Genomic DNA, 22,573 nt, shown 5'->3' with positions numbered 1-22,573 from the left:
TTTACTCCTGTTTTGCAAGGGTGGTGTCGGTTTGCGTAGCGGTAGTCAGCTCCGCGGCGCGGTACTGTTTATCCACGATACGCATGAAAGGCAGGTACAGCATGGCGCCAATCAGCAGGTTGATCAGCTGCATCACGCTGCCGCTCAGGTGCCCGGTGACGATAAAGCCGCTGATAACCGGCGGCAGCGTCCAGGGGATAAACACCCCGGTGGTGACGGCGACCGCACCAATTTTCATCGCCGCATACTGCACGGTGACCAGCACCAGCGGCACCAGATTGAACGGGATGAGCATGATCGGGTTCATGATCACCGGCAGGCCAAACAGGATCGGTTCGTTGATGTTAAACACCGACGCGCCCGCACCGAGGCGCGCTACTTCGCGCATGTTTTTGCTGCGGGCAAAAATCAGCATCGCAATCACCAGCGACAGCGTGGCGCCCGCGCCGCCCATCCAGATCATGTCAAAAAACTGTTCGGTGATGATGTGCGGCGGCGTCGTTCCCGCCTGGATCGCGGCGATGTTGTCGGTCTGGTTCTCCATCCACAGCGGGCGAATAATCCCGTTGATCATCGAACCGGAGTTAATGCCCACTGACCACAGAATGGTGATGCTGAATACGGTCATCAGCGCCCCGAAATAAGAGGTGCCGTAGTGGCGCACCGGGGTGGCAACCACTTCATAAATAAACTGGTGGATGGTGTGGTAGTGGGTGTTTTCAAAGATGATGCGGATAAGCAGCACCAGAATCATCACCAGCAGGGCCGGGATCAGGGCCGCGAACGACTCCTGCACCGCCGGAGGCACGCCGTCCGGCATTTTGATGACCAGCTTTTTGCGCTTCAGCCAGCAGAACAGTTCCGTCCACAGCAGGGAACCGATCATCGCCACGAACAGCCCTTTGCTGCCAATCCACTCCACCGGCATCACGGTAATGCCGCCGTTTTCCGCCACTTTGATAAAGGGCGTCAGGATCAGAAACGCGACCAGCGCCAGAATGCCGCAGGAGATGCGGTCCTCGCCATAATGCTCAGCCAGGCGGTAGGCCACCAGGAAGCTGATAAACAGCGACATGGTTGAGAACACCGCGTTAAACGGGATCTCTATAATTGCACTCCAGCTCTCACCAAAGGCCTGAGACATAAACTGCTGATAGGCCTGATTCGGGAAGGAGGAGATCACCAGCAGAATGGAGCCGACGATGATAAACGGCATGAATGAAACGTAGGCGCCGCGAATGGCCCCAAGATGACGCTGCTGGGCCGTTTTCGCCGCCAGAGGCATCAGTTTTGCTTCAAGAAATCCCAGAACATTGTTCATTGTGAACACCGTACAAGATTGAGGGGTGTTGTTTATGTTATGTCTGTGGATTATCAGTGAAGCGCGGCGAGCGAAAGGTGAAATCGGTCACAAAGCATTCGCTGCTCTGATATAAATCTCATAAGATTAGTTGCGGAGAGAGACGCGATGGAAATCAAACTGCATGCCAACGCCACCACCACGCCGCGTATCCGTCGCTATCTTCAGCAGTCAGATAAAAGTGACAGAGAGCTTGCCGTTGAGCTGGGTATCTCGGTCACTACCGTCAGGCGCTGGCGCAACCGCGACCAGGTTTCGGATAACCACACCACGCCAAAAGTGATACACAAAGCGTTGAGACAAGAGCAGGCGACACTGATAAATGCCCTGCGGGATATCACCGGGGCACCGCTGGATGAACTGCTGCTGCTGGTGAATGACGGACTCGGGATCGCCGTTTCCCGCGCGACCCTGAACCGCTACCTCAAACCAGCTTCGGTAAAACAAAAGGGGGCGTCGTTGCAGGGCAAAAAGGCGCTGAAGGCCGGGATCATGCCGCAGAAGCTACTCCTGCATCATCAGCCGCTGTCGCTGCATATGGACGACGGTGGCGAGCAACACCTGCTCTGGGCGCGTGAACCCGTCAGCGGCTGGTGTTACGCCCGCCTTTATGCCGGTGTCTCGCCGCAGTTGCTGACCCGCTGGACGAACGAGGTGCTGGCTGCCTGTCCGGCTGATATTCAATCTGTTGAGACTTTTGGGCTGGAAGTGAACTTGCCGGAGCATAACGTCACCGTAAAAGTGCATTCACAGTATTATCTCGCCCTTCAGGTCACGGTGCCGTTACGCGAAATCATTCCGCGGGTGAATAGTGAACCGGCGGGAGAGCTGTTGATCCAACTGTGTGAGTTTTACAACCGGGGAAAAGCGCAGAAAAAGCTGGGAGAGCGTACGCCGCAGGCGTTTCTGGAAGCGCTGCGGCGTAACGATTAGACGATCGCGAGCACGTCTTCTGGCGGACGGCCGATACGCGCCTTGCCGTTCGCCACGACAATCGGGCGCTCAATCAGCTTTGGATTGTCGACCATCGCCTGAATCAGCCGATCTTCAGTGAGACTGGTATCGTTCAGATTGAGCGACTTAAACAGATCTTCTTTCTGACGCATCAGGTCGCGTGCGCTGCCCATGTTCAGCATCTTCAGCAGCTGGCGGATAGTCTGCGCGTCCGGCGGCGTCTCCAGGTACAGCACCACTTCCGGTTCGATGCCGTTAGACTTCAGCAGGCTGAGGGTGTCTCGGCTCTTGGAGCAGCGAGGGTTATGGTAAATTTTTACCGCGTCTGTCATGACTTCTCCTTTATTACATCTTCTCGTACGGCTTAAAGCGTTGTTGCAGGCCGCGCAGCTGGTCGATTCGCGCATCGTAGCGGGCCTGTTGCAGGCTGCCAAGCTTCACCTGCGAGCTGGCGCTGCTCAGCAGGGAAATGGCCTGATCGAGACGACCCGCCAGCGCCAGACCTTCCGCACGCGCGGCCAGCTCCTGATCGCGGTTACCCAGTTGCCCCTGGGCCTGGGCGAGCAGCTCCCAGCCGTTCTGGTCATCTTTATTGTTAAAGGTGTAGCGGTTCAGAATGGTCACCGCCTCGCCGGGCTGGCCGCCCTGTAGGTAGGCGTTCGCCAGGTTAAGCTGCAATACTGGATTATTACGAAGATCTTTCGCCCCTTTCAGGCGATTAATCGCATCGGTCGCTTTTTTCTGCCCCAGATCGATATCGGTGGCGAGGTCGAGATACCACGGATTGTCAGGCGCCGCCGCCAGCAGCGGCTGTAGCGCTTTTCGCGCTTCATCGTATTTGCTGGCCTCCATCGCCTGGAGCGCCTGACCATACTGCGCCGCGTTTTTCTCGCGCACGTTGCCTTTCGCCAGCGCGTCCAGCGGATCGCTGGTGAGCTGATTACGTCCGGAGTTGTACATGCCAAGCGTTCTCACTTTGGCCATGTAGAAATCCTGCGAAGACTGCACCACGACCGGACGCATCTGGTTGGCTCGGTTACGCGCATCCGAGAGGCGGCTTTCCGGCAGCGGGTGGGTCAACAGAATTTCAGGCGGGCGCGACGAGTAGCGTGCCTGGTCGAGCAGCTTTTCCAGGAAGCTCGGCATGGCCTGCGGGTCAAAGCCGGAACGCTGTAAAACCTGAATGCCGATGCGGTCTGCTTCCTGCTCGTTCTGCTGGGTAAAGCTGATCATCCCCTGACGCGTCCCCGCCAGCGTCCCGGTAAGTGCCGCCATCCCGGCCTGCGGGCTGGCCATCGCCAGCAGAATAGAGCCCAGCGCGCCCACCCAGGTTAGCGGGGCGTTACGCTTCTGATCTTCCATCGCACGCGCCAGATGGCGCTGGGTGACGTGCGAAATTTCGTGCGCCATGACGGACGCCAGCTGGCTTTCGTTATCGGAATAACGGAACAACGCCGAATGCAGTACCACGTTCCCGCCAAAGAAAGCGAAGGCGTTGATTTCGTCGTTATTGATTAAATAGAAGTGGAAGGGCGTTTTTACCGAGTCGGCGTGCGCCACCAGACGCATCCCCAGGCCGTTAATGTATTGCACCAGCAAAGGGTCGTTAATCAGCGGAGCACTGCCGCGCAGCTGGCGTACGTAATAATCACCCATCTGCATCTCCTGCCCGATGGAGAGCGTGCTTCCTGCCGTGGTGCCCATGTCCGGCAATGAATCGGACGAGTCAGCGAAAGCGGGCAACACCTGACCCACCGTCACGGCGGCAATCAGTGTCGCAACCAGTGTTTTTCTCAACTGCCTGAACATAACCACTGTCCTGTATGTTGGATGTGCTAATTTGACCGATGAACCCGCATAACGTTCATCTCCGCTGCTCTGCGAGTGTAGCCGTGTTAAGAGATGAAGAAAATCCCATTCATCAGGGTTTTGCGAAACCTGACAGTGAAACAAAAAGGAAAGTCTTTTTTGTGACAGTTAGATACAATTCACCGTCTCACTCCCGCCATTCGATTCAGGGAAGGGTTGTATGCTCGAAATGTTAATGCAGTGGTATCGGCGTCGGTTTAGCGACCCGGAAGCCATTGCTTTGCTGGTCATTCTGGTTGCCGGATTCGGTATCCTGTTCTTCTTTAGTGGCCTGCTGGCGCCGCTCCTGGTAGCGATTGTGCTGGCGTATCTGCTGGAGTGGCCCACCGCGCGTCTGGAACATATCGGCTGTTCCCGGCGCTGGGCGACCAGCATTGTTCTGGTGCTGTTTGTCGGCATTCTGCTGCTGATGTCCTTCGTGGTGATGCCCATCGCCTGGCAACAGGGGATCTACCTGATCCGCGATATGCCCGGCATGCTGAATAAACTGTCTGATTTTGCCGCCACGCTGCCGCGCCGCTATCCTGCGCTGATGGACGCCGGGATCATCGATGCGATGGCCGAAAACATGCGCGCCCGCATCATGACCATGGGTGACTCGGTGGTGAAATACTCTCTGGCCTCGCTGGTAGGCCTGCTGACGCTGGCGGTTTACCTTGTTCTCGTGCCGCTAATGGTGTTCTTCCTGGTCAAAGATAAAGAGCAGATGCTGAACGCGGTACGCCGCGTGCTGCCGCGCAATCGCGGTCTCGCCGGTCAGGTCTGGCAGGAGATGAACCAGCAGATCACCAACTACATTCGCGGCAAAGTGCTGGAGATGATTGTGGTGGGCGTGGCGACCTGGATTGGCTTCGTGATCTTCGGACTGAACTACTCGCTGCTGCTGGCGGTGCTGGTCGGATTCTCGGTTCTGATCCCGTATATCGGCGCGTTTGTGGTGACCATTCCGGTAGTCGGTGTGGCGCTGTTCCAGTTTGGTCTGGGTACGGAGTTCTGGAGCTGTTTCGCCGTATACCTGATTATTCAGGGACTGGACGGGAACCTGCTGGTACCGGTGCTGTTCTCAGAAGCAGTTAACCTGCATCCGCTGGTGATTATCCTGTCAGTGGTGATTTTCGGCGGGCTGTGGGGATTCTGGGGGGTATTCTTCGCCATTCCGCTGGCGACGCTGATTAAAGCCGTGGTCCACGCGTGGCCGGATGTGCCAGCGGTGGAAGAGAAGTAGATTTAGTGCGGGCTGATGCCCTCACCCCACCCTCTCCTGCGGGGAGAGGGGGCAAACACTAAAAACGGTAGCGCATGCTACCGTTTTGCATTTACCTTGTAGGCCGGGTAAGCGCAGCGCCACCCGGCACTAAAATGATCACGCGTTCTCTTTCAGCCACTTCAACACCACGTCGTGGTGGTTGCTGGTTTTGAAATCATCAAACACGTGCTCAACTTTACCGTCAGCGTCAATCAGGAAACTGATGCGGTGAATACCGTCGTACGTTTTGCCCATAAAGGACTTCTCACCCCAGACGCCAAACTGCTCGCAAACCTGGTGGTCTTCATCGGAAAGCAGCGTGAAGTTCAGCAGCTCTTTTTCCGCAAAGCGTGACAGCTTCTCTGGCTTATCGGTGCTGATGCCCAGCACTTCCACACCGACCTTCTTCAACTCATCCATGTTGTCGCGTAGACCGCAGGCCTGTACGGTACAGCCCGGGGTCATGGCTTTCGGGTAGAAATAGACCAGAACACGCTGTCCCTGGAAGTCGGTCAAATTTACTTGCTCGCCGTCTTGATCCGGTAAGCTAAATTTCGGTGCGATATCACCGGCTTTCAGTGGGTTCATTACTCAACTCCATCCTGTTCGTGCTGCGAATAATCGACGACGCTTATACTGCCTTGCGCATGTAATTCTGTACAGAGGGCTTTGAACGCTTGCTCGATATTTGACGCATCCTGCGAGGCAGGGCTGTGTGCGGTAATTTGAATAAACAGCGTCGGGATTGCGTTTTCATCGCCCGGCTGCGTGCGGGAAACCAGTTCGGCAATGTTCATCTGATGGCTGTCAAACAGCGCCGTGAAACGTTCAATCAGATGAGGTGAATCAGGCACTTCAACCTGTACCCAGACCGTGGCAGGCAGAGCCGGACGCGGGCGCGCGGTGGTGCGCTTCATCACAATCAGTAAATCCAGCTCTGCGCCTTTCAGCGGCAGGGTAGATTCAATGAGGGTAATGGCATTCCATGTTCCGGAAAGCAGCATGATGAACGTGAACTCTTCGCCAAGCATAGCCAGCCGGCTATCTTCGATGTTGCAGCCGCAGCTGCTCACGTGGCGAGTGATGGTATTCACGATACCCGGCCTGTCAGCACCCAGCGCAGTGATAACCAGGTAATGTTGTGATGAGGTTGTCAAACCTGTTCTTCCTTTGCGTGGTTAAGTCTTCCTAAGGAAAGCATAAAAAAAACATGCATACAACCGCCTGAGAACCTCAGGTCGCTTGCTTTTATTACAGTTCCAAACGTAACATTGAGGCTCTTGTTCGCACAGAGGATGGCTCATGTTCACGGGAAGTATTGTCGCGCTTGTTACACCGATGGATGAAAAAGGTAATGTCTGCCGGTCAAGCATGAAGAAGCTCATTGATTACCATGTCGCCAATGGAACCTCGGCGATCGTTTCGGTAGGGACTACCGGTGAATCCGCTACGCTGAGCCACGAAGAGCACGGCGACGTTGTGATGCTGACCCTGGAACTGGCGGACGGGCGTATTCCGGTCATCGCGGGGACGGGCGCAAACGCAACGGCAGAAGCGATTAGCCTGACTCAGCGTTTTAACGACAGCGGCATTGTCGGCTGCCTGACGGTGACCCCTTATTACAACCGTCCTACTCAGGAAGGTTTGTTCCAGCATTTCAAAGCCATCGCTGAACATACTGACTTGCCACAAATTCTGTATAATGTGCCGTCCCGTACCGGTTGCGATATGCTGCCGGAAACCGTTGGCCGTCTCTCGAAAGTAAAAAATATTATCGGGATTAAAGAGGCGACAGGGAACTTAAGCCGCGTTCATCAGATCAAAGAGCTGGTTTCAGACGACTTTATCCTGTTGAGCGGCGATGATGCGACCGCGCTGGACTTTATGCAGCTCGGTGGTAATGGCGTAATTTCCGTTACGGCGAACGTGGCGGCGCGCGATATGGCTGACATGTGCAAGCTGGCCGCAGCCGGTCACTTTGATGAAGCTCGCGTGATTAATCAGCGTTTGATGCCGTTGCACAATAAATTATTTGTCGAACCCAATCCGATCCCAGTGAAATGGGCATGTAAGGAGTTGGGGCTTGTAGCAACCGACACGCTGCGTCTGCCAATGACACCGATTACCGACCACGGTCGTGAAATTGTCGCTGGCGCGCTGAAGCATGCCGGTTTGCTGTAAAGTTTAGGGAGATTTGATGGCTTATTCAGTACAGAAGTCGCGCCTGGCGAAGGTTGCGGGTGTTTCGCTTGTTATGCTCCTCGCTGCCTGTAGTTCAGACTCGCGCTACAAGCGCCAGGTGAGCGGTGATGAATCCTATCTGGATGCGCCGCCGCTTGCTGAACTTCACGCGCCTGCCGGCATGATCCTGCCGATCCAGAACGGTGATTATAATATTCCGGTTACCAACGGCAGTGGCCTGGTGGGTAAAGCGCTTGATATTCGTCCGCCGGCTCAGCCTCTGGCGCTGGTGAGTGGCGCGCGCACGCAGTTTACCGGTGATACGGCCTCTCTGCTGGTGGAAAGCGCACGCGGTACCACGCTGTGGCCGCAGGTTGTGAGCGTTATTCAGTCGAAAAACTATACGATTGATAAACGCGACGACGCCAGCCAGACTTTAACCACCGACTGGATTGAGTGGAACCGTCTCGATGAAGACCAGCAGTATCGTGGTCGTTATCAAGTCTCCGTTAAGCCGCAGGGTTATCAGCAGGCGGTTACCGTTAAGCTGTTGAATCTTGAGCAGGCAGGTAAACCGGTTGCCGATCCGGCCGCCATGCAGCGCTACAGCACTGAAATGCTGAACGTGATTGCCGCAGGTCTGGATAAAAACGCTACCGATGCCGCAAACGCCGCGCAGAACCGTAACGGTTCAACGTTTGATGTGCAGAGCGGTGCAGACGATACCGGCCTGCCAATGCTGGTGGTGCGTGCGCCGTTTAACCAGACCTGGCAGCGCCTGCCAGCAACGCTTGAAAAAGTGGGCATGAAGGTGACCGACAGCACCCGTTCAACGGGCAGCATCACAGCGACCTATAAGCCGCTGTCTGATAGCGCCTGGCAGGAGCTGGGGGCAAGCGATCCACAGCTGCCTTCCGGTGACTACAAAATCCAGGTTGGCGACCTCGATAACCGCAGCAGCCTGCAATTTATCGATCCGAAAGGACACACGCTGACCCAGGCGCAGAACGATGCGCTGGTCGCTGCCTTCCAGGCCGCATTCAGCAAATAATAGTGAGGGCTGGTTAATCCAGCCCTTTTTATTTTCGTGCTACGCAAACGTGTGCGTGGCATAATATGGCCAGTTTTGAATACAAATCATCACACCAGGAGTAATGAAGATGCAGAAGCAAGCTGAGTTGTATCGTGGCAAAGCGAAAACCGTATACAGCACGGAAAACCCGGATCTGTTGGTGCTCGAATTCCGCAATGATACGTCAGCAGGAGACGGCGCACGCATTGAGCAGTTCGATCGTAAGGGCATGGTGAACAACAAGTTCAACCACTTCATTATGACCAAACTGGCCGAAGCCGGTATCCCGACTCAGATGGAAGCGTTGCTGTCCGATACGGAATGTCTGGTAAAAAAACTGGATATGGTGCCGGTTGAGTGCGTGATCCGTAACCGTGCCGCAGGCTCCCTGGTGAAGCGTCTGGGCATTGAAGAGGGTATCGAACTGAATCCACCGCTGTTCGATCTGTTCCTGAAAAACGACGCCATGCACGACCCGATGGTCAACGAATCCTACTGCGAAACCTTCGGCTGGGTAAGCAAAGAGAACCTGGCGCGCATGCAGGAACTGACCTACAAAGCCAATGACGTGCTGAAAAAGCTGTTTGATGACGCGGGCCTGATCCTGGTCGACTTCAAGCTGGAGTTCGGTCTGTACAAGGGTGAAGTGGTGCTGGGCGACGAATTCTCGCCGGACGGCAGCCGCCTGTGGGACAAAGAGACGCTGGATAAAATGGACAAAGACCGTTTCCGCCAGAGTCTGGGTGGCGTGGTCGAAGCGTACGAAGCGGTTGCTCACCGTTTAGGCGTTAAGCTCGACTAAACTGCGCATTTGCCAAAGGATGTTGGCATCCTTTGGCGTCTTATCCTTGTTTACTATGGTAATCCTTTCATTAACCGCCTACGATCATAGCTATTATAAATGGAATAGCTCGAGGTGTTTATGCGCTGGCAAGGGCGTCGTGAAAGTGACAACGTAGAAGACAGACGCAGCAGTGGTGGCGGTGGTCCGTCTATGGGCGGGCCAGGTTTCCGGTTACCCAGCGGCAAGGGCGGCATTATTCTGCTGGTCGTTGTGCTGGTGGCGGGCTACTACGGCGTCGACCTGACCGGTTTGATGACCGGTGAAACCGGGCAACAGCAGCAGTATTCTCAGCGCTCCATCAGCCCGAATGAAGATGAAGCGGCGAAATTTACTTCCGTTATTCTCGCGACGACTGAAGATACCTGGGGTCAGCAGTTCGAGAAAATGGGGCGGACTTATCAGCCGCCAAAACTGGTGATGTACCGGGGCGCAACCCGCACCGGCTGCGGCACCGGGCAGTCCGTTATGGGGCCGTTCTACTGCCCGGCGGACAGCACCGTCTATATCGATCTCTCCTTCTATGACGACATGAAAAGCAAGCTGGGCGCCGACGGCGATTTTGCCCAGGGCTACGTGATCGCGCATGAAGTCGGCCACCACGTGCAGAAGCTCCTCGGCATTGAGCCTAAAGTGCGTCAGATGCAGCAGAATGCTTCTCAGGCGGAGGTGAATCGTCTGTCCGTACGCATGGAGCTTCAGGCCGACTGCTTCGCTGGCGTCTGGGGACACAGCATGCAGCAACAGGGCGTGCTGGAAACAGGCGATCTGGAAGAGGCCCTGAATGCCGCACAGGCGATTGGTGACGATCGCTTGCAGCAGCAGAGCCAGGGGCGCGTTGTGCCGGACAGCTTTACCCATGGCACCTCAGAGCAGCGCTACAGCTGGTTTAAGCGTGGCTTCGACAGCGGCAACCCGTCGCAGTGTAATACCTTCGGCAAAGCTATGTGATGTTGGGGTTTGAACAGCTGGTCAACCAGCTTCAGCGTACCGGGCACCGCCGGCTGGTGTTGCTCAGCGGCGATGAAGCGTGGACGTTGAGCCAGGCGACCATTCTGCGCGATACGTTACCAGGAGACTGGCTGTGGCTGGAGGAAAACCCCTCTAAGACCATCAGCGGCCTGCTGGGACGTGAATACCTGCACGCCGTTTTTGACGCGCGTCGCGGGTTTGACGTCTCGGCCTTCGCCGCCCTCAGCGGGACCCTGCGCGCCGGAAGCCTTCTGATGCTGCTGGTGCCGCCGTTCTCCGTCTGGGCTAACAGGCCCGACGCGGATTCTCTACGCTGGAGCGACAGCGCCGAGCCGATCGCCACCCCGCACTTTGTTTACCATTTTTGCCGGACGCTTGCCGCCGATTCAGATGCCATCGTCTGGCATCAACATCGTCCTCTGTGCCTTCCCGTTGCGCCAGATTTACCCGCCTGGCAGCCCGCCAGCGGTGAACCGCAGCGCGAGCAGGCTGAGCTCCTCGACGCTCTTCTGACCATGCCTGCTGGCGTGGCCGCCGTGACGGCACCGCGCGGACGCGGAAAGTCCGCCCTGGCGGGCATGTTGCTCAACGGCATTCAGGGGAGTGCAGTAGTGACGGCACCGGCAAAAGGGGCGACGGATGTCATCGCGCGTTTCGCCGGGGAACATTTTCACTTTATGGCCCCGGACGCGCTGCTGGCCTCCGCCACAAAAGCTGACTGGCTGATTGTCGATGAGGCGGCCGCCATCCCCGGACCGCTGTTGGAGAAGCTGGCGTCGCGCTTTCCCCGCGTGTTGCTGACCACCACGGTGCAGGGTTATGAAGGCACGGGCAGGGGATTCCTGCTGAAGTTCTGCGCCCGGTTTAGCGGGCTGCGGCGTTATACCTTATCCACGCCAGTTCGCTGGGCTGCCGGATGCCCCCTTGAGCGGATAGTGGCGAACGCGCTGCTGTTCGACGATGCGCTTATCGATCGCAAACCGGAAGGAGAGGTACGTTTAACGTCGCTGGAGTCCGGGATATGGGAGAGCGATCCGACGCGCGGGGCAGGCGTGTATGAACTGCTTTGCGCCGCGCACTACCGGACGTCACCCCTCGATTTACGCCGGATGATGGACGCCCCCGGCCAGCACTTTGCTGTTGCTCAGGCGGGCGCGGAGATCGCGGGCGCGCTCTGGCTGGTGGAGGAGGGGGGATTACCCCCTGAACTTAGCCGCGCAGTCTGGGCGGGCTTTCGTCGGCCGCGTGGAAATCTGGTGGCGCAGTCGCTGGCAGCGCACGGCGGCTCGCCGCTCGCGGCGACGCTGAAAGGCCGACGCGTCAGCCGCATTGCGGTTCATCCCCATCGCCAGCGGGAAGGCATCGGCCAGCGGCTGATCCGCAGTGCCAGCGGAGAAGATTATCTCTCGGTCAGCTTTGGCTATACCGACGAGCTGTGGCGTTTCTGGCGGCAGTGCGGGTTTGTGCTGGTGCGAATGGGCAGCCACCGGGAAGCCAGCAGCGGGTGCTATACGGCGATGGCGTTGCTGCCGCTGAGCGAGGCGGGGCATCAGCTCTGCGAACAGGCGCATCAGCGGTTATGTCGTGATATGCGCGTCCTGTCGGCCTGGAATGGCGAAAAGATCCCGGTGACGGATGCATGGGAAGCTACCCTTAATAGTGACGACTGGCTGGAGCTGGCGGGGTTTGCCTTTGCTCACCGGGCGTTTTCAACTTCGGTTGCGGCGCTGACGCGGTTGTTGTTAGCCGTGGACATGCCACTTCCGGCGCTGCGGGGGAAAATGGAAGGGAATACGCACGATTTCGGGCGCAAAGCGTTGCTGGCGAAGCTACGCGAGGAAACCGCTCACGCGCTTGAAAGGCTTGATTACTCCCGTAGCCAGCAGCTGAAAGCCGACATTTTGCAATGGCAATTTTTTCAATGACTTCTTCAGTAAAGTGGCATGGTCATTACCCCGCAGAGGCGTAAAATCCTGCTTATCAATTAAGGAGATCGCCATGAAACATGACCATTTTGTTGTGCAAAGCCCGGACACACCTGCTAAACAGCTCCTGCTTCTGTTTCATGGCGTGGGCGACAATGCCGTCAATATGGGACAAATTGGCAGCTGGTTTGCACCCGTTTTCCCACACGCGCTGATCGTCAGCATTGGCGGCGTGGAGCCGTGCGGTCCGGACGGGCGGCAGTGGTTTTCCGTCGAGGGCGTGACGGAGGAGAATCGTCAGGCGCGTATTGATGCCGCTATGCCAGCCTTTATCGATACCGTGCGTTACTGGCAGCAGCAGAGCGGCGTAGGCGCCGACGCAACGGCGCTGATTGGCTTCTCTCAGGGCTCAATCATGTCGCTGGAAAGCGTAAAAGCGCAGCCCGGACTGGTGTCCCGCGTGATTGCCTTTAACGGGCGTTTTGCGACGTTACCGCAAAGCGCGACCACGCAGACCACGATCCATCTCATTCATGGGGGGGAAGACCGGGTAATTGAGCTTTCGCATGCGGTTGCTGCCCAGGAGACGCTGATGCGCGAGGGCGGAGATGTGACGCTGGATATCGTAGACGATCTGGGGCATGCCATTGACGATCGCAGCATGCAGTTCGCGCTCGATCATCTGCGTTATACCGTACCGAAGCACTACTTTGATGAAGCGCTCAGCGGCGGTAAGCCGAATGACGATGATATCGTCGAGTTTATGTGAGGTGTCCCCCTCTCTTTAGGGAGAGGGGAAACAGAGCGATTACTTCTTCTGGTCCTTCTTCGGCCAGTCGTCTTCATCGTCCCACTTGTCGTTAAAATCACGGTGCGGCGGAAGATCCGGTTTGTTGGCAAGGAACTTTTTGTGGTCAACGCGCTTGAGATCTTTAATCACGTTAAGCAGCACGCCTACCAGAAATACCAACACCAGAATCCACCAGTACTTTGAAAGCCAGTCCATTCGCTAATCCTCTTTAAGCACCCGTCAGGCGACGAGCTGCTCCATAATACGTTGATACATGCGGGCCAGCAGTTGTAAATCGGCAGCGTTCACGCATTCATTGATTTTGTGAATCGTCGCGTTAACCGGACCCAGTTCGACAACCTGTGCGCCCATGCGGGCGATAAAGCGTCCGTCAGACGTGCCGCCCGTTGTCAGCAGCTGTGGCTTAATTTCATTATAGTGCGCAATGGCGTTCACCACCGCATCCACCAGTTTACCGCGCTGCGTCAGGAACGGCTGGCCAGACAGCCACCAGTCGAGGGTATAGCGCAGCTGATATTTCTCGAGCAGCGCAATCACGCGCGCTTTGATCATCTCGTCGGTCAGTTCGGTGCTGAAGCGGAAGTTAAACTGGACGAAGAGATCGCCGGGAATGACGTTGTTGCTGCCGGTGCCGGCCTTGATGTTGGCTATCTGCATGCTGGTTGGCGGGAAAAATTCGTTGCCTTTATCCCATTCAATGCCTACCAGTTCGTTCAGCATCGGCGCGGCGCGGTGTACCGGGTTATCCGCCAGGTGCGGATAGGCAACGTGGCCCTGCACGCCATGAATAGTCAAATTACAGGTCAGGGATCCACGGCGGCCATTTTTCACCACATCACCCACCACTTCGGTGCTGGACGGTTCGCCCACCAGACAGTAGTCCAGACGTTCATTGCGCGCCATCAGGGCCTCAACGACCTTCACGGTGCCGTTGTGGGCGCTGGCTTCTTCATCGGAGGTAATCAAAAACGCAAGACGGTTTTTATGGTTCGGATGCTGGGCGACGAAACGCTCTGCCGCCACGACCATCGCAGCCAGAGAACCTTTCATGTCCGCAGCGCCGCGTCCGAAAAGCATGCCGTCGCGGATGGTCGGCTCAAAAGGCGGGTTGATCCAGCGGTCTGCGTCGCCTGCGGGAACTACGTCAGTATGTCCGGCAAACGCCAGCGTCTCTCCCTGACCGCGCCATGCCCAGAAGTTCTGCGTATCGCCAAAATCCATGTGCTCCACGGTAAAACCGATGGCACGCAGGCGCTCAATCATTAATGCCTGACAACCTGCGTCGTCCGGGCTAAGGGAAGGACGGCGAATAAGCTGCTGAGTCAGCTCAATGACCGGGCATGACATAGACTACACCTCAACGAATAAATCTGAATAAAGGGTTTCACTGAAACCCAGCAGCATAGGCTGAGCTGGCTTGCAGAGCAATGGGCGTTTGATGATTGCCGGCATTTCAAGCATCAGTTTGGCTGCGCTGTCGGCGTCGTTGATCGTGGTCCGGAGAGATTCATCCAGTTTTCGCCAGGTGGTCCCGCGGGTATTCAGTAGCGCTTCCCATCCCAGTTCGTTGATGGCGGAATGGAGAAACGCGGGGTCAAGCCCGTCGGCACGGTAATCGTGGAAGCGATAGTCGATGTTGTGTGCTTCCAGCCAGCGGCGGGCTTTTTTAATCGTGTCGCAATTCTTAATGCCATACATCACAACCATAGTGAATCCTTTTGTTCTTTTGTGGATTAAATGTTCAATATTTTCGAAGATATATCCTTAAGTGGAATATAACACATTCGGAATTTTTCGGGATTTACAATTCTCCATAATTCAACGAACAGCTGTAAGCTGAATAGTCTTTCATCTTTTAAGCATAGTTGTCCACCCTGTTTAAATTGCCAATAAACTCAGGGGGAAATTAAAAATGCTGTCATTTTTCCGACTATTTCAAAATATTGCTGTAGGTCACATAAAATTTACCCGACAACGCTCATAGTGATCCTAAACCTACCAGCACAGCGGGGCTCAATCACAGCAATCGGTTAAAGTGGCTTCACAATGATGATACGTTTTCGTAGAATGCGCATAATAATAAGAGAGGTTGTTATGATTGAACGTGAACTGGGGAACTGGAAAGATTTTATCGAAGGCATGCTTCGTAAATGAATTTCCGGTAAGAAATGCAAGAGCACTTAATTAACTAAAATAACCATAGTGTGAAAGAATCACACAATAAAAAGGCGGCCTGTAAAGCCGCCTTTTTTATTTCAACGTGTTATTCCGGCTTATCCTTCAGCGGGAAACGACGGCGTACCAGCACAAAGAACAGCGGTACGAAATAGATAGCCAGAATCGTCGCCGAAATCATTCCCCCCATAACGCCCGTTCCCACCGCGTGCTGGCTGCTGGAGCCTGCGCCGGAGCTGGTGGCCATCGGCAGGACGCCAAACACAAACGCCAGAGAAGTCATCAGGATCGGGCGCAGGCGCTGACGACAGGCGTGCAGCGTGGCGGCCATCAGTTCGTGACCTTTGGCATTCATCTCATTGGCAAATTCGACGATCAGAATGGCGTTTTTCGCCGACAATCCGATTACGGTGAGGAGTCCGACCTGGAAATAGACATCATTTTCCAGGCCGCGCATCCAGGTTGCCAGCAGCGCTCCGATGACCCCGAGAGGCACCACCAGCATCACCGAGAACGGCACTGACCAGCTTTCATACAGCGCCGCCAGACAGAGGAACACTACCAGCAGCGAAAGGGCATACAGGGCAGGCGCCTGAGCGCCGGAAAGCCGTTCCTGGTAGGACATCGCTGTCCACTCCAGGCCAAAGCCGGTCGGTAACTGCTGAACCAGTTTTTCCATAATGTCCATTGCGGTACCGGTACTGACGCCCGGCGCGGCTTCACCGACAATCTCCAGCGCCGAATAGCCGTTGTAACGCTCCAGACGCGGTGAACCGGTCTCCCAGCGTGACGTCGCAAACGCCGAGAACGGCACCATGCCGCCGGTGTTATTGCGCACATACCAGCGGTTGATATCGTCCGGCAGCATGCGGTATTTGGCGGCAGACTGAACGTAGACCTTCTTCACGCGGCCGCGATCCATAAAGTCATTCACGTAGCTTGAGCCCCATGCCGTTTGCAGGGTGTCGTTAATGTCGTCGATGGAGACGCCCAGCGCCTGCGCTTTACGCTGGTCAATATCCACCTGTAGCTGAGGGCTGTCATCCAGACCGTTATGACGAACGCGGGTAAGCTGCGGATCTTTCCCGGCCAGCTCCAGCAGCTTGTCGCGAGCAGCCATCAACGCGTCATGCCCGGCACCCGCGTGATCCTGAAGCTCCATATCAAACCCGGCTGAGCTGCCCAGGCCGCTGATGGCGGGCGGGCTGCTGGCGAAAACGCGCGCTTCCTTGATTTTGTTGAACGCTTTGGTTGCACGCTCAATGATGGCAAAGGAGGAGCCGGTATCGCTGTCGCGCTGGTCCCAGTCTTTCAGGCGCACAAACATACGCGCCACGTTCTGCCCGTTACCGCCAGGGCCAGAGCCGACGGTGGAGAAGACGGAGACCACGTTGTCTTTCTCCTGAGTATGGAAGTAGTTCTCAACCTTCTGCACCACTTTCAGGGTCTGCTGCTGGGTCGAGCCGCTGGGTAACTGTACGGAGGTGATAAACATGCCGCGATCTTCCAGCGGCAGGAACGAGGTTGGCAGCCGCAGGAACAGGAAGACCATGCCGCCGAGCAGCAGAACATAAACCACCATCCAGCGTACGCTGCGGTGCAGTACTTTACCCACGCCCGCTTCATAGCGCGCCGCATTGCGGTTAAACATGCGGTTAAACCAGCCGAAGAAGCCTTTTTGACCGTGATGTTCGCCCTTATGCAGCGGTTTCAGCAGCGTCGCGCACAGGGCAGGGGTAAGGATCATCGCCACCAGTACGGAGAGCACCATTGCAGAGACGATGGTGATCGAGAACTGGCGATAAATCGCGCCCGTGGTGCCGCCAAAAAACGCCATCGGGATAAATACCGCCGACAGCACCATGGCGATACCGACCAGCGCGCCCTGAATCTGTCCCATCGATTTGCGCGTGGCCTCGCGGGGCGAAAGCCCTTCCTCGCTCATGATGCGCTCAACGTTTTCCACCACCACGATGGCATCATCCACCAGCAGGCCGATGGCCAGCACCATGGCGAACATGGTCAGGGTGTTGATGCTGTAACCGAAGGCATACAGCACCGCAAAGGTACCCAGCAGCACCACCGGCACCGCAATCGTGGGGATCAGCGTAGCGCGGAAGTTTTGCAGGAACAGGTACATCACGAGGAACACCAGCGCGATAGCTTCGAGCAGGGTTTTCACCACATCTTCGATGGAGGCTTTTACGAACGAGGTGGTTTCGTAGGCGACTTTGTACTCCAGTCCGTGCGGGAAGAAATGCGACAGCTCATCCAGACGCTCTAGCACCCGCTGCGCGGTCGCCATTTCGTTGGCGCCGGAGGCCAGTTTCACCCCCAGCCCGGACGCGGCATTGCCGTTGAAGCGGCTCAGGTAGTCATATTTTTCCGCCCCCATTTCCACGGTGGCGACATCCCCCAGACGCACTTCCGAACCGTCCTGATTCACGCGTAGCGTGATATTGCGGAACTGTTCAGGTGTCTGGAGCAGCGACTGGGAGTTGATGGTGGCGTTAAGCGCCTGGTTATCCACGGACGGGGTACCGCCGAGCTGCCCCACGGCAATCTGGGCGTTCTGCGATTCGATAGCGTCGGTGACATCTTTGGCGGTCATCTGCACGCTGTTCAGCTTGTTGGGATCCAGCCAGATACGCATGGAGTACTGCGAGCCGTAGGCGTCGATATCCCCCACGCCGTTGATACGGCTGAGCGGGTCCTGAATATTACTGGCGACGTAGTCCGCGATGTCCTGCTTATCCATCGAGCCATCGGTTGACACAAACGCGATGGTCAAAATATTGGTGTCACCGGTTTTACGCACGGTCACCCCCTGGTTCTGCACCGCCTGAGGCAGTTTACGCAGGGCCGATTGCAGCTGGTTTTGCACCTGCTGCACCGCTTCATCCGGATCCGTGCCCGCCGTAAAGCTCAGGGTTACCGTCGCCTGGCCCGTGGCGCTGCTCTGCGAGGACATGTACATCAGGTTATCGAGACCCGTCATGTTCTGCTCGATAACCTGGGTGACGGTATTTTCCAGCGTCTGTGCCGAGGCGCCAGGGTAGTTCGCCGTGATACGCACGTTGGGGGGCGCGAGGTCAGGGTATTGCTCAACAGGAAGGGACGTAATCGCCAGGACACCCGTCAGACACAACAGGATTGCAAGCACCCAGGCAAAAATGGGGCGATCGATGAAAAAATTCGCCATTAAAGTGTGACCTCGTTTTGCTGCACGTCATTATTGTTTATTGCCCGCCTAACTTTAGCGGTAAGGCCCAGGTCAAACGTGGAGAAATAAAGGAGATAATGTAAATTATCATGCGCTTTTTTCAGCGCGCCTTCTTTCTCGCTATTTTTCAGCCTGGGCCGCAGGCGTCTGGAACGTTACGCTGACCTGTGTCCCGCCCTGTGGCGGCTGAGAAAAGTGTAATGTCCCGCCGAGCCGTCCCGCGCGTTCGCGCATGATATTCAGCCCGTAATGCCCCGGCGGTTCACTGGCGTCGCCGATACCAATGCCGTTGTCGCGGATCGTGACCGTGTGAGTGCCGTCCGCGGTGGTGACGCAGCTGACCACAATCTCGCTCGCGTCGGCATGTTTAATCGCATTCAGCACTGCCTCACGCACAATCTGTAAGAGGTGCACCTGTTTTTGTGCGTCCAGCGCCAGCGATGAGAGACGGCAGTCGAGCACCAGCTTCGCGCGGGTCTGGCTTTGCAACCCGTCGAGAGACTCCTGTAGCGCGGCAGGAAGATTGGCGTGATTGAGCGTCAGGCGGAAGGTGGTGAGCAGCTCGCGTAGCTGATGCCAGGCATTATTCAGCTCGCGGGAAAAGTCCGTAATGATGGTCTGCGCCGGAGCATTGTCGCCCGGCACGGCATGCTTCAGCAGCGTAAGCTGAATACGCAAATAGGAGAGCACCTGCGCCAGCGAATCATGCAGCTCGCGCGCGATGGTGGCGCGCTCCTCCATCAGCAGCAGCTGCTGATAATGTTTCTGCGCCTGATTGAAATAGATCCCCCGGCCCAGCATCGTCGCCACGCTTTCCATGAGCGGCAGCGGAACATCCCCGGTCGCGCTTTGCCAGCGCAGTTCGCCGTACAGGGTGTCCTGCATTAACACCGGTAAATTGTGCATTTTCTCGCCCGGGGACTCCTGTCCTTCGTAAAGCTGCCAGTCGTCACTGGTGCGCAATTGCAGGTAATTCATCTGCGTATAGTCATGCACAATCTGCAAAATATGCCGGAAGCAGTGGCTGTCTATCTGCCCGGTATTCAACGCCTGTGAGCATTTGAACAGCATTTCGAGCTGCTGATGCGCTTCATTCAGGTGGCGGGTTTTTTCAGCAACGGAGCGCTCAAGTGAACGGTACAGGGTGTGTAATTCCGCCGACATATGGTTGAAGGCGCGGGAAAGCTGGCCCAGCTCGTTGGGAAGCGTAGTATCCGGCGCGGGAGTGTCGAATTGCCCCTGTTCGATACGCTCGCTCGCCGCCACCAGATTATTCAGCGGCAGCACAACCTGACGGCGGATGCGCCGCAGGGTCACTACCGCCAGCAGCAGGATGCCCAGGCCGCCCGTCAGCGACATGAAAATCACCAGCTGAATTTTATGTTCGGTGTAGTGCTGTAGCGCCAGCACAAAGGCATCTATCCGGCCCACGAAATCCTCTATGTGGTTCTGATACCATCCGGTATCGCCGCTGGCGATGCGCGTGTCCATCTCCTGCCAGCCAAGGTGCAACTGCTGGTAACGCTGTTTGACGTCCTCTGGCACATACCAGCGGTTTAGCTTCTGCAACGCAGGCGCGCTCAGCGTTTTTTGCCAGACCGCGCGGTGCTCTGCCAGCGATGTGCCGGCGCGCTGCATTTCGTAGCCCAGGCGGTAGCTCTGCATACGCAGCGAGCCGGCGATGTTAATCGCCTCGGCGTCGCGCTGGCTGCTGGCGAGTGTGACCAGCGCAATGGCGCTGATCAGAACGGACAAGACAATCATCGAAAAGAAAGCCCGAGCCAGGCTTCCCGATACGGGGCGTTTAACGGTCACTCATCAGCTTCCTGAATTAAATTGATCTGCCACAGGTTCACTGGAAATAGTTCGGCTTCCTGGGCATTTGAACATTGCGTCGCCATGCCGCTGTGGGTAAATACGATAACAATAGAAAGAATAAGGTTATTGAACCAAAAACAGGTGTTGTTATGAATCGTTTTATTATGGCCAACGCTCAACAGTGTATCGGTTGTCGCGCCTGCGAAGTTGCCTGTGTGATGGCGCACAACGGGGAGCAGCACGCGCTGAGCGAGCGCCATTTTCATCCCCGCATTACGGTCCTTACCTCAGGCTTGCGAAAAAGCCCCGTGACCTGCCACCACTGTGAAAACGCGCCCTGCGCGCAAAGCTGCCCGAACGGAGCCATCACGCAACACAGCGACAGCGTACAGGTCAATCAACAAAAATGCATTGGCTGTAAAGCCTGCGTGGTGGCCTGTCCGTTTGGCACGATGGACATGCTGATCGCCCCGCTGGAAAACGACAGCGTAAAGGCCTCGGCGCACAAATGCGACCTCTGCCTGGAAAGGCCGCAAGGCCCTGCCTGCGTGGAAAACTGCCCGGCGGAGGTGCTTACGCTCGCCACCCCAGCCGTACTGGATAAGCTGGTTAAGCAGCGCCGACAGCGCAGCGCAAGGCTGGACGCGCTGCCGTGGCACAGCGAGGCGGTTCAGTCAGCCCCTCCGCAAACCAAACGGCAACAGATGCAAAACACCCCGGCGCGCGGTGAGCCGGATAAGCTCAGCCCCGAAGCACGCGCATACCATTTTAACGAGATCTACCTGCCGTTTCGCCCGGAACAGGCGCAGCGTGAGGCATCCCGGTGCCTGAAATGTGGCGAGCATAGCATTTGCGAGTGGACCTGCCCGCTGCATAACCACATTCCCCAGTGGATTGAGCGGATCGGGGCGGGGGATATCGTCGGTGCGGCTGAGCTTTCTCACCAGACTAACTGTTTACCGGAAATTACCGGCCGCGTCTGCCCACAGGATCGATTATGTGAAGGCACCTGCACCCTGCGGGATGCGTCAGGGGCAGTAACCATCGGTAATATCGAACGGTATATCTCGGATCGGGCGCTGGCGATGGGCTGGACGCCGGACGTCAGCCACGTTAAGCCGGTCGGTAAGCGCGTCGCCATCATCGGCGCCGGTCCGGCAGGGCTGGCCTGCGCCGACGTGCTGGTGCGCAGCGGCGTCGGCGTGACGGTCTACGACCGCCATCCGGAAATCGGTGGATTGCTGACCTTTGGTATTCCTGCCTTCAAGCTGGATAAATCCCTGCTAGCGCGGCGCAGAGAGATATTCAGCGCGATGGGTATCCGCTTCGAGCTGAACTGCGAGGTGGGAAAAGACGTGTCGATGGCCCAACTGCAAAACGACTACGATGCCCTGTTCATCGGCGTAGGGACCTATCGTTCCATGAAAGCGGGTATCCCTCACGAAGACGCGCCGGGCGTGTACGACGCGCTGCCGTTTTTAGTGGCAAACACGCGGAACGTGATGGGCCTTGATCCTGCCGCAGACGAACCGTTTATCGACACGCAGGGTTTAAACGTGGTGGTGCTCGGCGGGGGCGATACGGCGATGGACTGCGTGCGCACCGCGCTGCGGCATGGCGCGGCGAAAGTCACCTGCGCCTATCGGCGGGACGAGACCAACATGCCGGGCTCAAAGAAAGAGGTTAAAAACGCGAAAGAAGAGGGCGCAGCGTTTGAATTTAATGTTCAGCCGGTTGAGCTCACGCTGGATACCGACGGGAAGGTTAACGGTATCCGGATGCTGCGCACCAGGCTGGGCGAGCCGGATGCGCAGGGGCGGCGGCGTCCTGTCCCGGTGGCGGGCAGTGAGTTTGTCATGCCAGCGGATGCGGTGATCATGGCGTTTGGTTTTAATCCGCACGCCATGCCGTGGCTTCAGGCGCAGGGCGTCGACACCGACGACTGGGGGCGCATCAGGGCCTCCGTGGAGAGCCGTTATCGCTACCAGACCTCGAATCCGCAGATTTTTGCTGGCGGTGATGCGGTACGCGGTGCGGATCTGGTGGTCACCGCGATGGCGGAAGGGCGTCATGCCGCGCAGGGGATCATGGACTGGCTTGGCGTGCCGCCGCGCAACATGCATTAA

General features: G+C 56.8%; 20 protein-coding genes. 10 read left to right on the top strand and 10 right to left on the bottom strand.

What is annotated here, in order from left to right; translation table 11 throughout:
• Position 1 precedes the first annotated feature (1 nt).
• Entirely contained in the window at positions 2-1,321 is a 1,320-nt protein-coding gene (gene celB / locus AC4OVU_RS15940; protein WP_015572194.1) for a PTS cellobiose transporter subunit IIC, read from the bottom strand.
• Between the two features lie 147 nt (positions 1,322-1,468).
• On the opposite strand from celB, the gene AC4OVU_RS15935 reads away from it, so the two are divergent.
• Positions 1,469-2,293, top strand: a complete 825-nt coding sequence (locus tag AC4OVU_RS15935; protein ID WP_015572195.1) for a helix-turn-helix transcriptional regulator — start codon at positions 1,469-1,471, stop codon at positions 2,291-2,293.
• Here AC4OVU_RS15935 and arsC read toward each other — a convergent pair.
• Positions 2,290-2,646 carry an arsenate reductase (glutaredoxin) gene (gene arsC, locus AC4OVU_RS15930; RefSeq protein WP_110292306.1) on the bottom strand — a complete coding sequence of 119 codons (357 nt, stop codon included), beginning with the start codon at positions 2,644-2,646 and terminating at the stop codon, positions 2,290-2,292. The two genes, AC4OVU_RS15935 and arsC, sit on opposite strands and share 4 nt — an antisense overlap.
• Positions 2,647-2,659: 13 nt before the next feature.
• Positions 2,660-4,123, bottom strand: a complete 1,464-nt coding sequence (gene bepA / locus AC4OVU_RS15925) for a beta-barrel assembly-enhancing protease (RefSeq protein WP_110292305.1) — start codon at positions 4,121-4,123, stop codon at positions 2,660-2,662.
• Between the two features lie 220 nt (positions 4,124-4,343).
• Here bepA and AC4OVU_RS15920 point away from each other — a divergent pair, with 220 nt between their 5' ends.
• Complete coding sequence (locus AC4OVU_RS15920) at positions 4,344-5,408, top strand: AI-2E family transporter (protein WP_003860546.1); 1,065 nt, start codon at positions 4,344-4,346, stop codon at positions 5,406-5,408.
• A 138-nt stretch (positions 5,409-5,546) separates the two neighbouring features.
• Here the strand turns inward: AC4OVU_RS15920 and bcp are convergent, their stop codons facing one another.
• Entirely contained in the window at positions 5,547-6,017 is a 471-nt protein-coding gene (gene bcp / locus AC4OVU_RS15915) for a thioredoxin-dependent thiol peroxidase (protein ID WP_015572198.1), read from the bottom strand.
• Complete coding sequence (locus tag AC4OVU_RS15910; protein WP_000213743.1) at positions 6,017-6,586, bottom strand: glycine cleavage system transcriptional repressor; 570 nt, start codon at positions 6,584-6,586, stop codon at positions 6,017-6,019. Before AC4OVU_RS15910 ends, bcp begins: the two co-directional genes overlap by 1 nt.
• A 145-nt stretch (positions 6,587-6,731) precedes the next feature.
• On the opposite strand from AC4OVU_RS15910, the gene dapA reads away from it, so the two are divergent.
• The 6 genes from dapA to ypfH all read left to right on the top strand — a co-directional run bounded on the left by dapA (position 6,732) and on the right by ypfH (position 13,189).
• Positions 6,732-7,610: a 4-hydroxy-tetrahydrodipicolinate synthase gene (gene dapA, locus AC4OVU_RS15905; RefSeq protein WP_003860542.1), complete on the top strand. Its 879-nt coding sequence runs from the start codon at positions 6,732-6,734 to the stop codon at positions 7,608-7,610.
• Between the two features lie 16 nt (positions 7,611-7,626).
• Positions 7,627-8,661 (top strand): outer membrane protein assembly factor BamC, encoded by a 1,035-nt coding sequence (gene bamC / locus AC4OVU_RS15900; protein ID WP_006811481.1) that lies wholly within the window; start codon positions 7,627-7,629, stop codon positions 8,659-8,661.
• A gap of 109 nt (positions 8,662-8,770) precedes the next feature.
• A complete protein-coding gene (purC, locus tag AC4OVU_RS15895) occupies positions 8,771-9,484 on the top strand; it encodes a phosphoribosylaminoimidazolesuccinocarboxamide synthase (protein WP_001171626.1) in 714 nt (237 codons plus the stop codon).
• Positions 9,485-9,604: 120 nt separating this feature from the next.
• On the top strand, positions 9,605-10,474 hold the full coding sequence (gene ypfJ / locus AC4OVU_RS15890; RefSeq protein WP_001303362.1) for a KPN_02809 family neutral zinc metallopeptidase: 870 nt from the start codon (positions 9,605-9,607) through the stop codon (positions 10,472-10,474).
• Entirely contained in the window at positions 10,474-12,420 is a 1,947-nt protein-coding gene (locus AC4OVU_RS15885; RefSeq protein WP_110292304.1) for a tRNA(Met) cytidine acetyltransferase TmcA, read from the top strand. The genes ypfJ and AC4OVU_RS15885 overlap by 1 nt, the downstream gene beginning before the upstream one ends.
• A 73-nt stretch (positions 12,421-12,493) precedes the next feature.
• Entirely contained in the window at positions 12,494-13,189 is a 696-nt protein-coding gene (gene ypfH, locus AC4OVU_RS15880) for an esterase (protein ID WP_023295120.1), read from the top strand.
• Between the two features lie 39 nt (positions 13,190-13,228).
• Here ypfH and AC4OVU_RS15875 read toward each other — a convergent pair whose 3' ends face one another.
• From AC4OVU_RS15875 to AC4OVU_RS15865, 3 genes are read right to left on the bottom strand one after another with little or no spacing between them, the layout of a single operon-like run.
• Positions 13,229-13,426 carry a YpfN family protein gene (locus tag AC4OVU_RS15875; protein ID WP_000383991.1) on the bottom strand — a complete coding sequence of 66 codons (198 nt, stop codon included), beginning with the start codon at positions 13,424-13,426 and terminating at the stop codon, positions 13,229-13,231.
• A 24-nt stretch (positions 13,427-13,450) separates the two neighbouring features.
• Complete coding sequence (gene dapE / locus AC4OVU_RS15870) at positions 13,451-14,578, bottom strand: succinyl-diaminopimelate desuccinylase (RefSeq protein WP_017383496.1); 1,128 nt, start codon at positions 14,576-14,578, stop codon at positions 13,451-13,453.
• 3 nt (positions 14,579-14,581) lie between these two features.
• A complete protein-coding gene (locus AC4OVU_RS15865; protein ID WP_110292303.1) occupies positions 14,582-14,938 on the bottom strand; it encodes an ArsC family reductase in 357 nt (118 codons plus the stop codon).
• A gap of 387 nt (positions 14,939-15,325) precedes the next feature.
• On the opposite strand from AC4OVU_RS15865, the gene ypfM reads away from it, so the two are divergent.
• Positions 15,326-15,385, top strand: a complete 60-nt coding sequence (gene ypfM, locus AC4OVU_RS15860) for a protein YpfM (RefSeq protein WP_015572204.1) — start codon at positions 15,326-15,328, stop codon at positions 15,383-15,385.
• Between the two features lie 109 nt (positions 15,386-15,494).
• On the opposite strand, the gene acrD is transcribed toward ypfM, so the two are convergent.
• Both acrD and narQ read right to left on the bottom strand, forming a co-directional pair.
• The gene (acrD, locus tag AC4OVU_RS15855; protein WP_017383494.1) at positions 15,495-18,608 is read right to left on the bottom strand and encodes a multidrug efflux RND transporter permease AcrD; all 3,114 of its coding nucleotides are present in this window, start codon (positions 18,606-18,608) and stop codon (positions 15,495-15,497) included.
• Between the two features lie 141 nt (positions 18,609-18,749).
• Positions 18,750-20,444: a nitrate/nitrite two-component system sensor histidine kinase NarQ gene (gene narQ, locus AC4OVU_RS15850; protein WP_491928746.1), complete on the bottom strand. Its 1,695-nt coding sequence runs from the start codon at positions 20,442-20,444 to the stop codon at positions 18,750-18,752.
• 152 nt (positions 20,445-20,596) lie between these two features.
• Between narQ and aegA the strand changes: the two genes are divergently transcribed.
• On the top strand, positions 20,597-22,573 hold the full coding sequence (aegA, locus tag AC4OVU_RS15845) for a formate-dependent uric acid utilization protein AegA (RefSeq protein ID WP_110292300.1): 1,977 nt from the start codon (positions 20,597-20,599) through the stop codon (positions 22,571-22,573).

This window comes from Enterobacter sp. 6722112 (genome assembly GCF_058661685.1).
The sequence above is the reverse complement of the archived record's forward strand: the minus strand, read 5'-3'. Positions and strand labels throughout refer to the sequence as shown.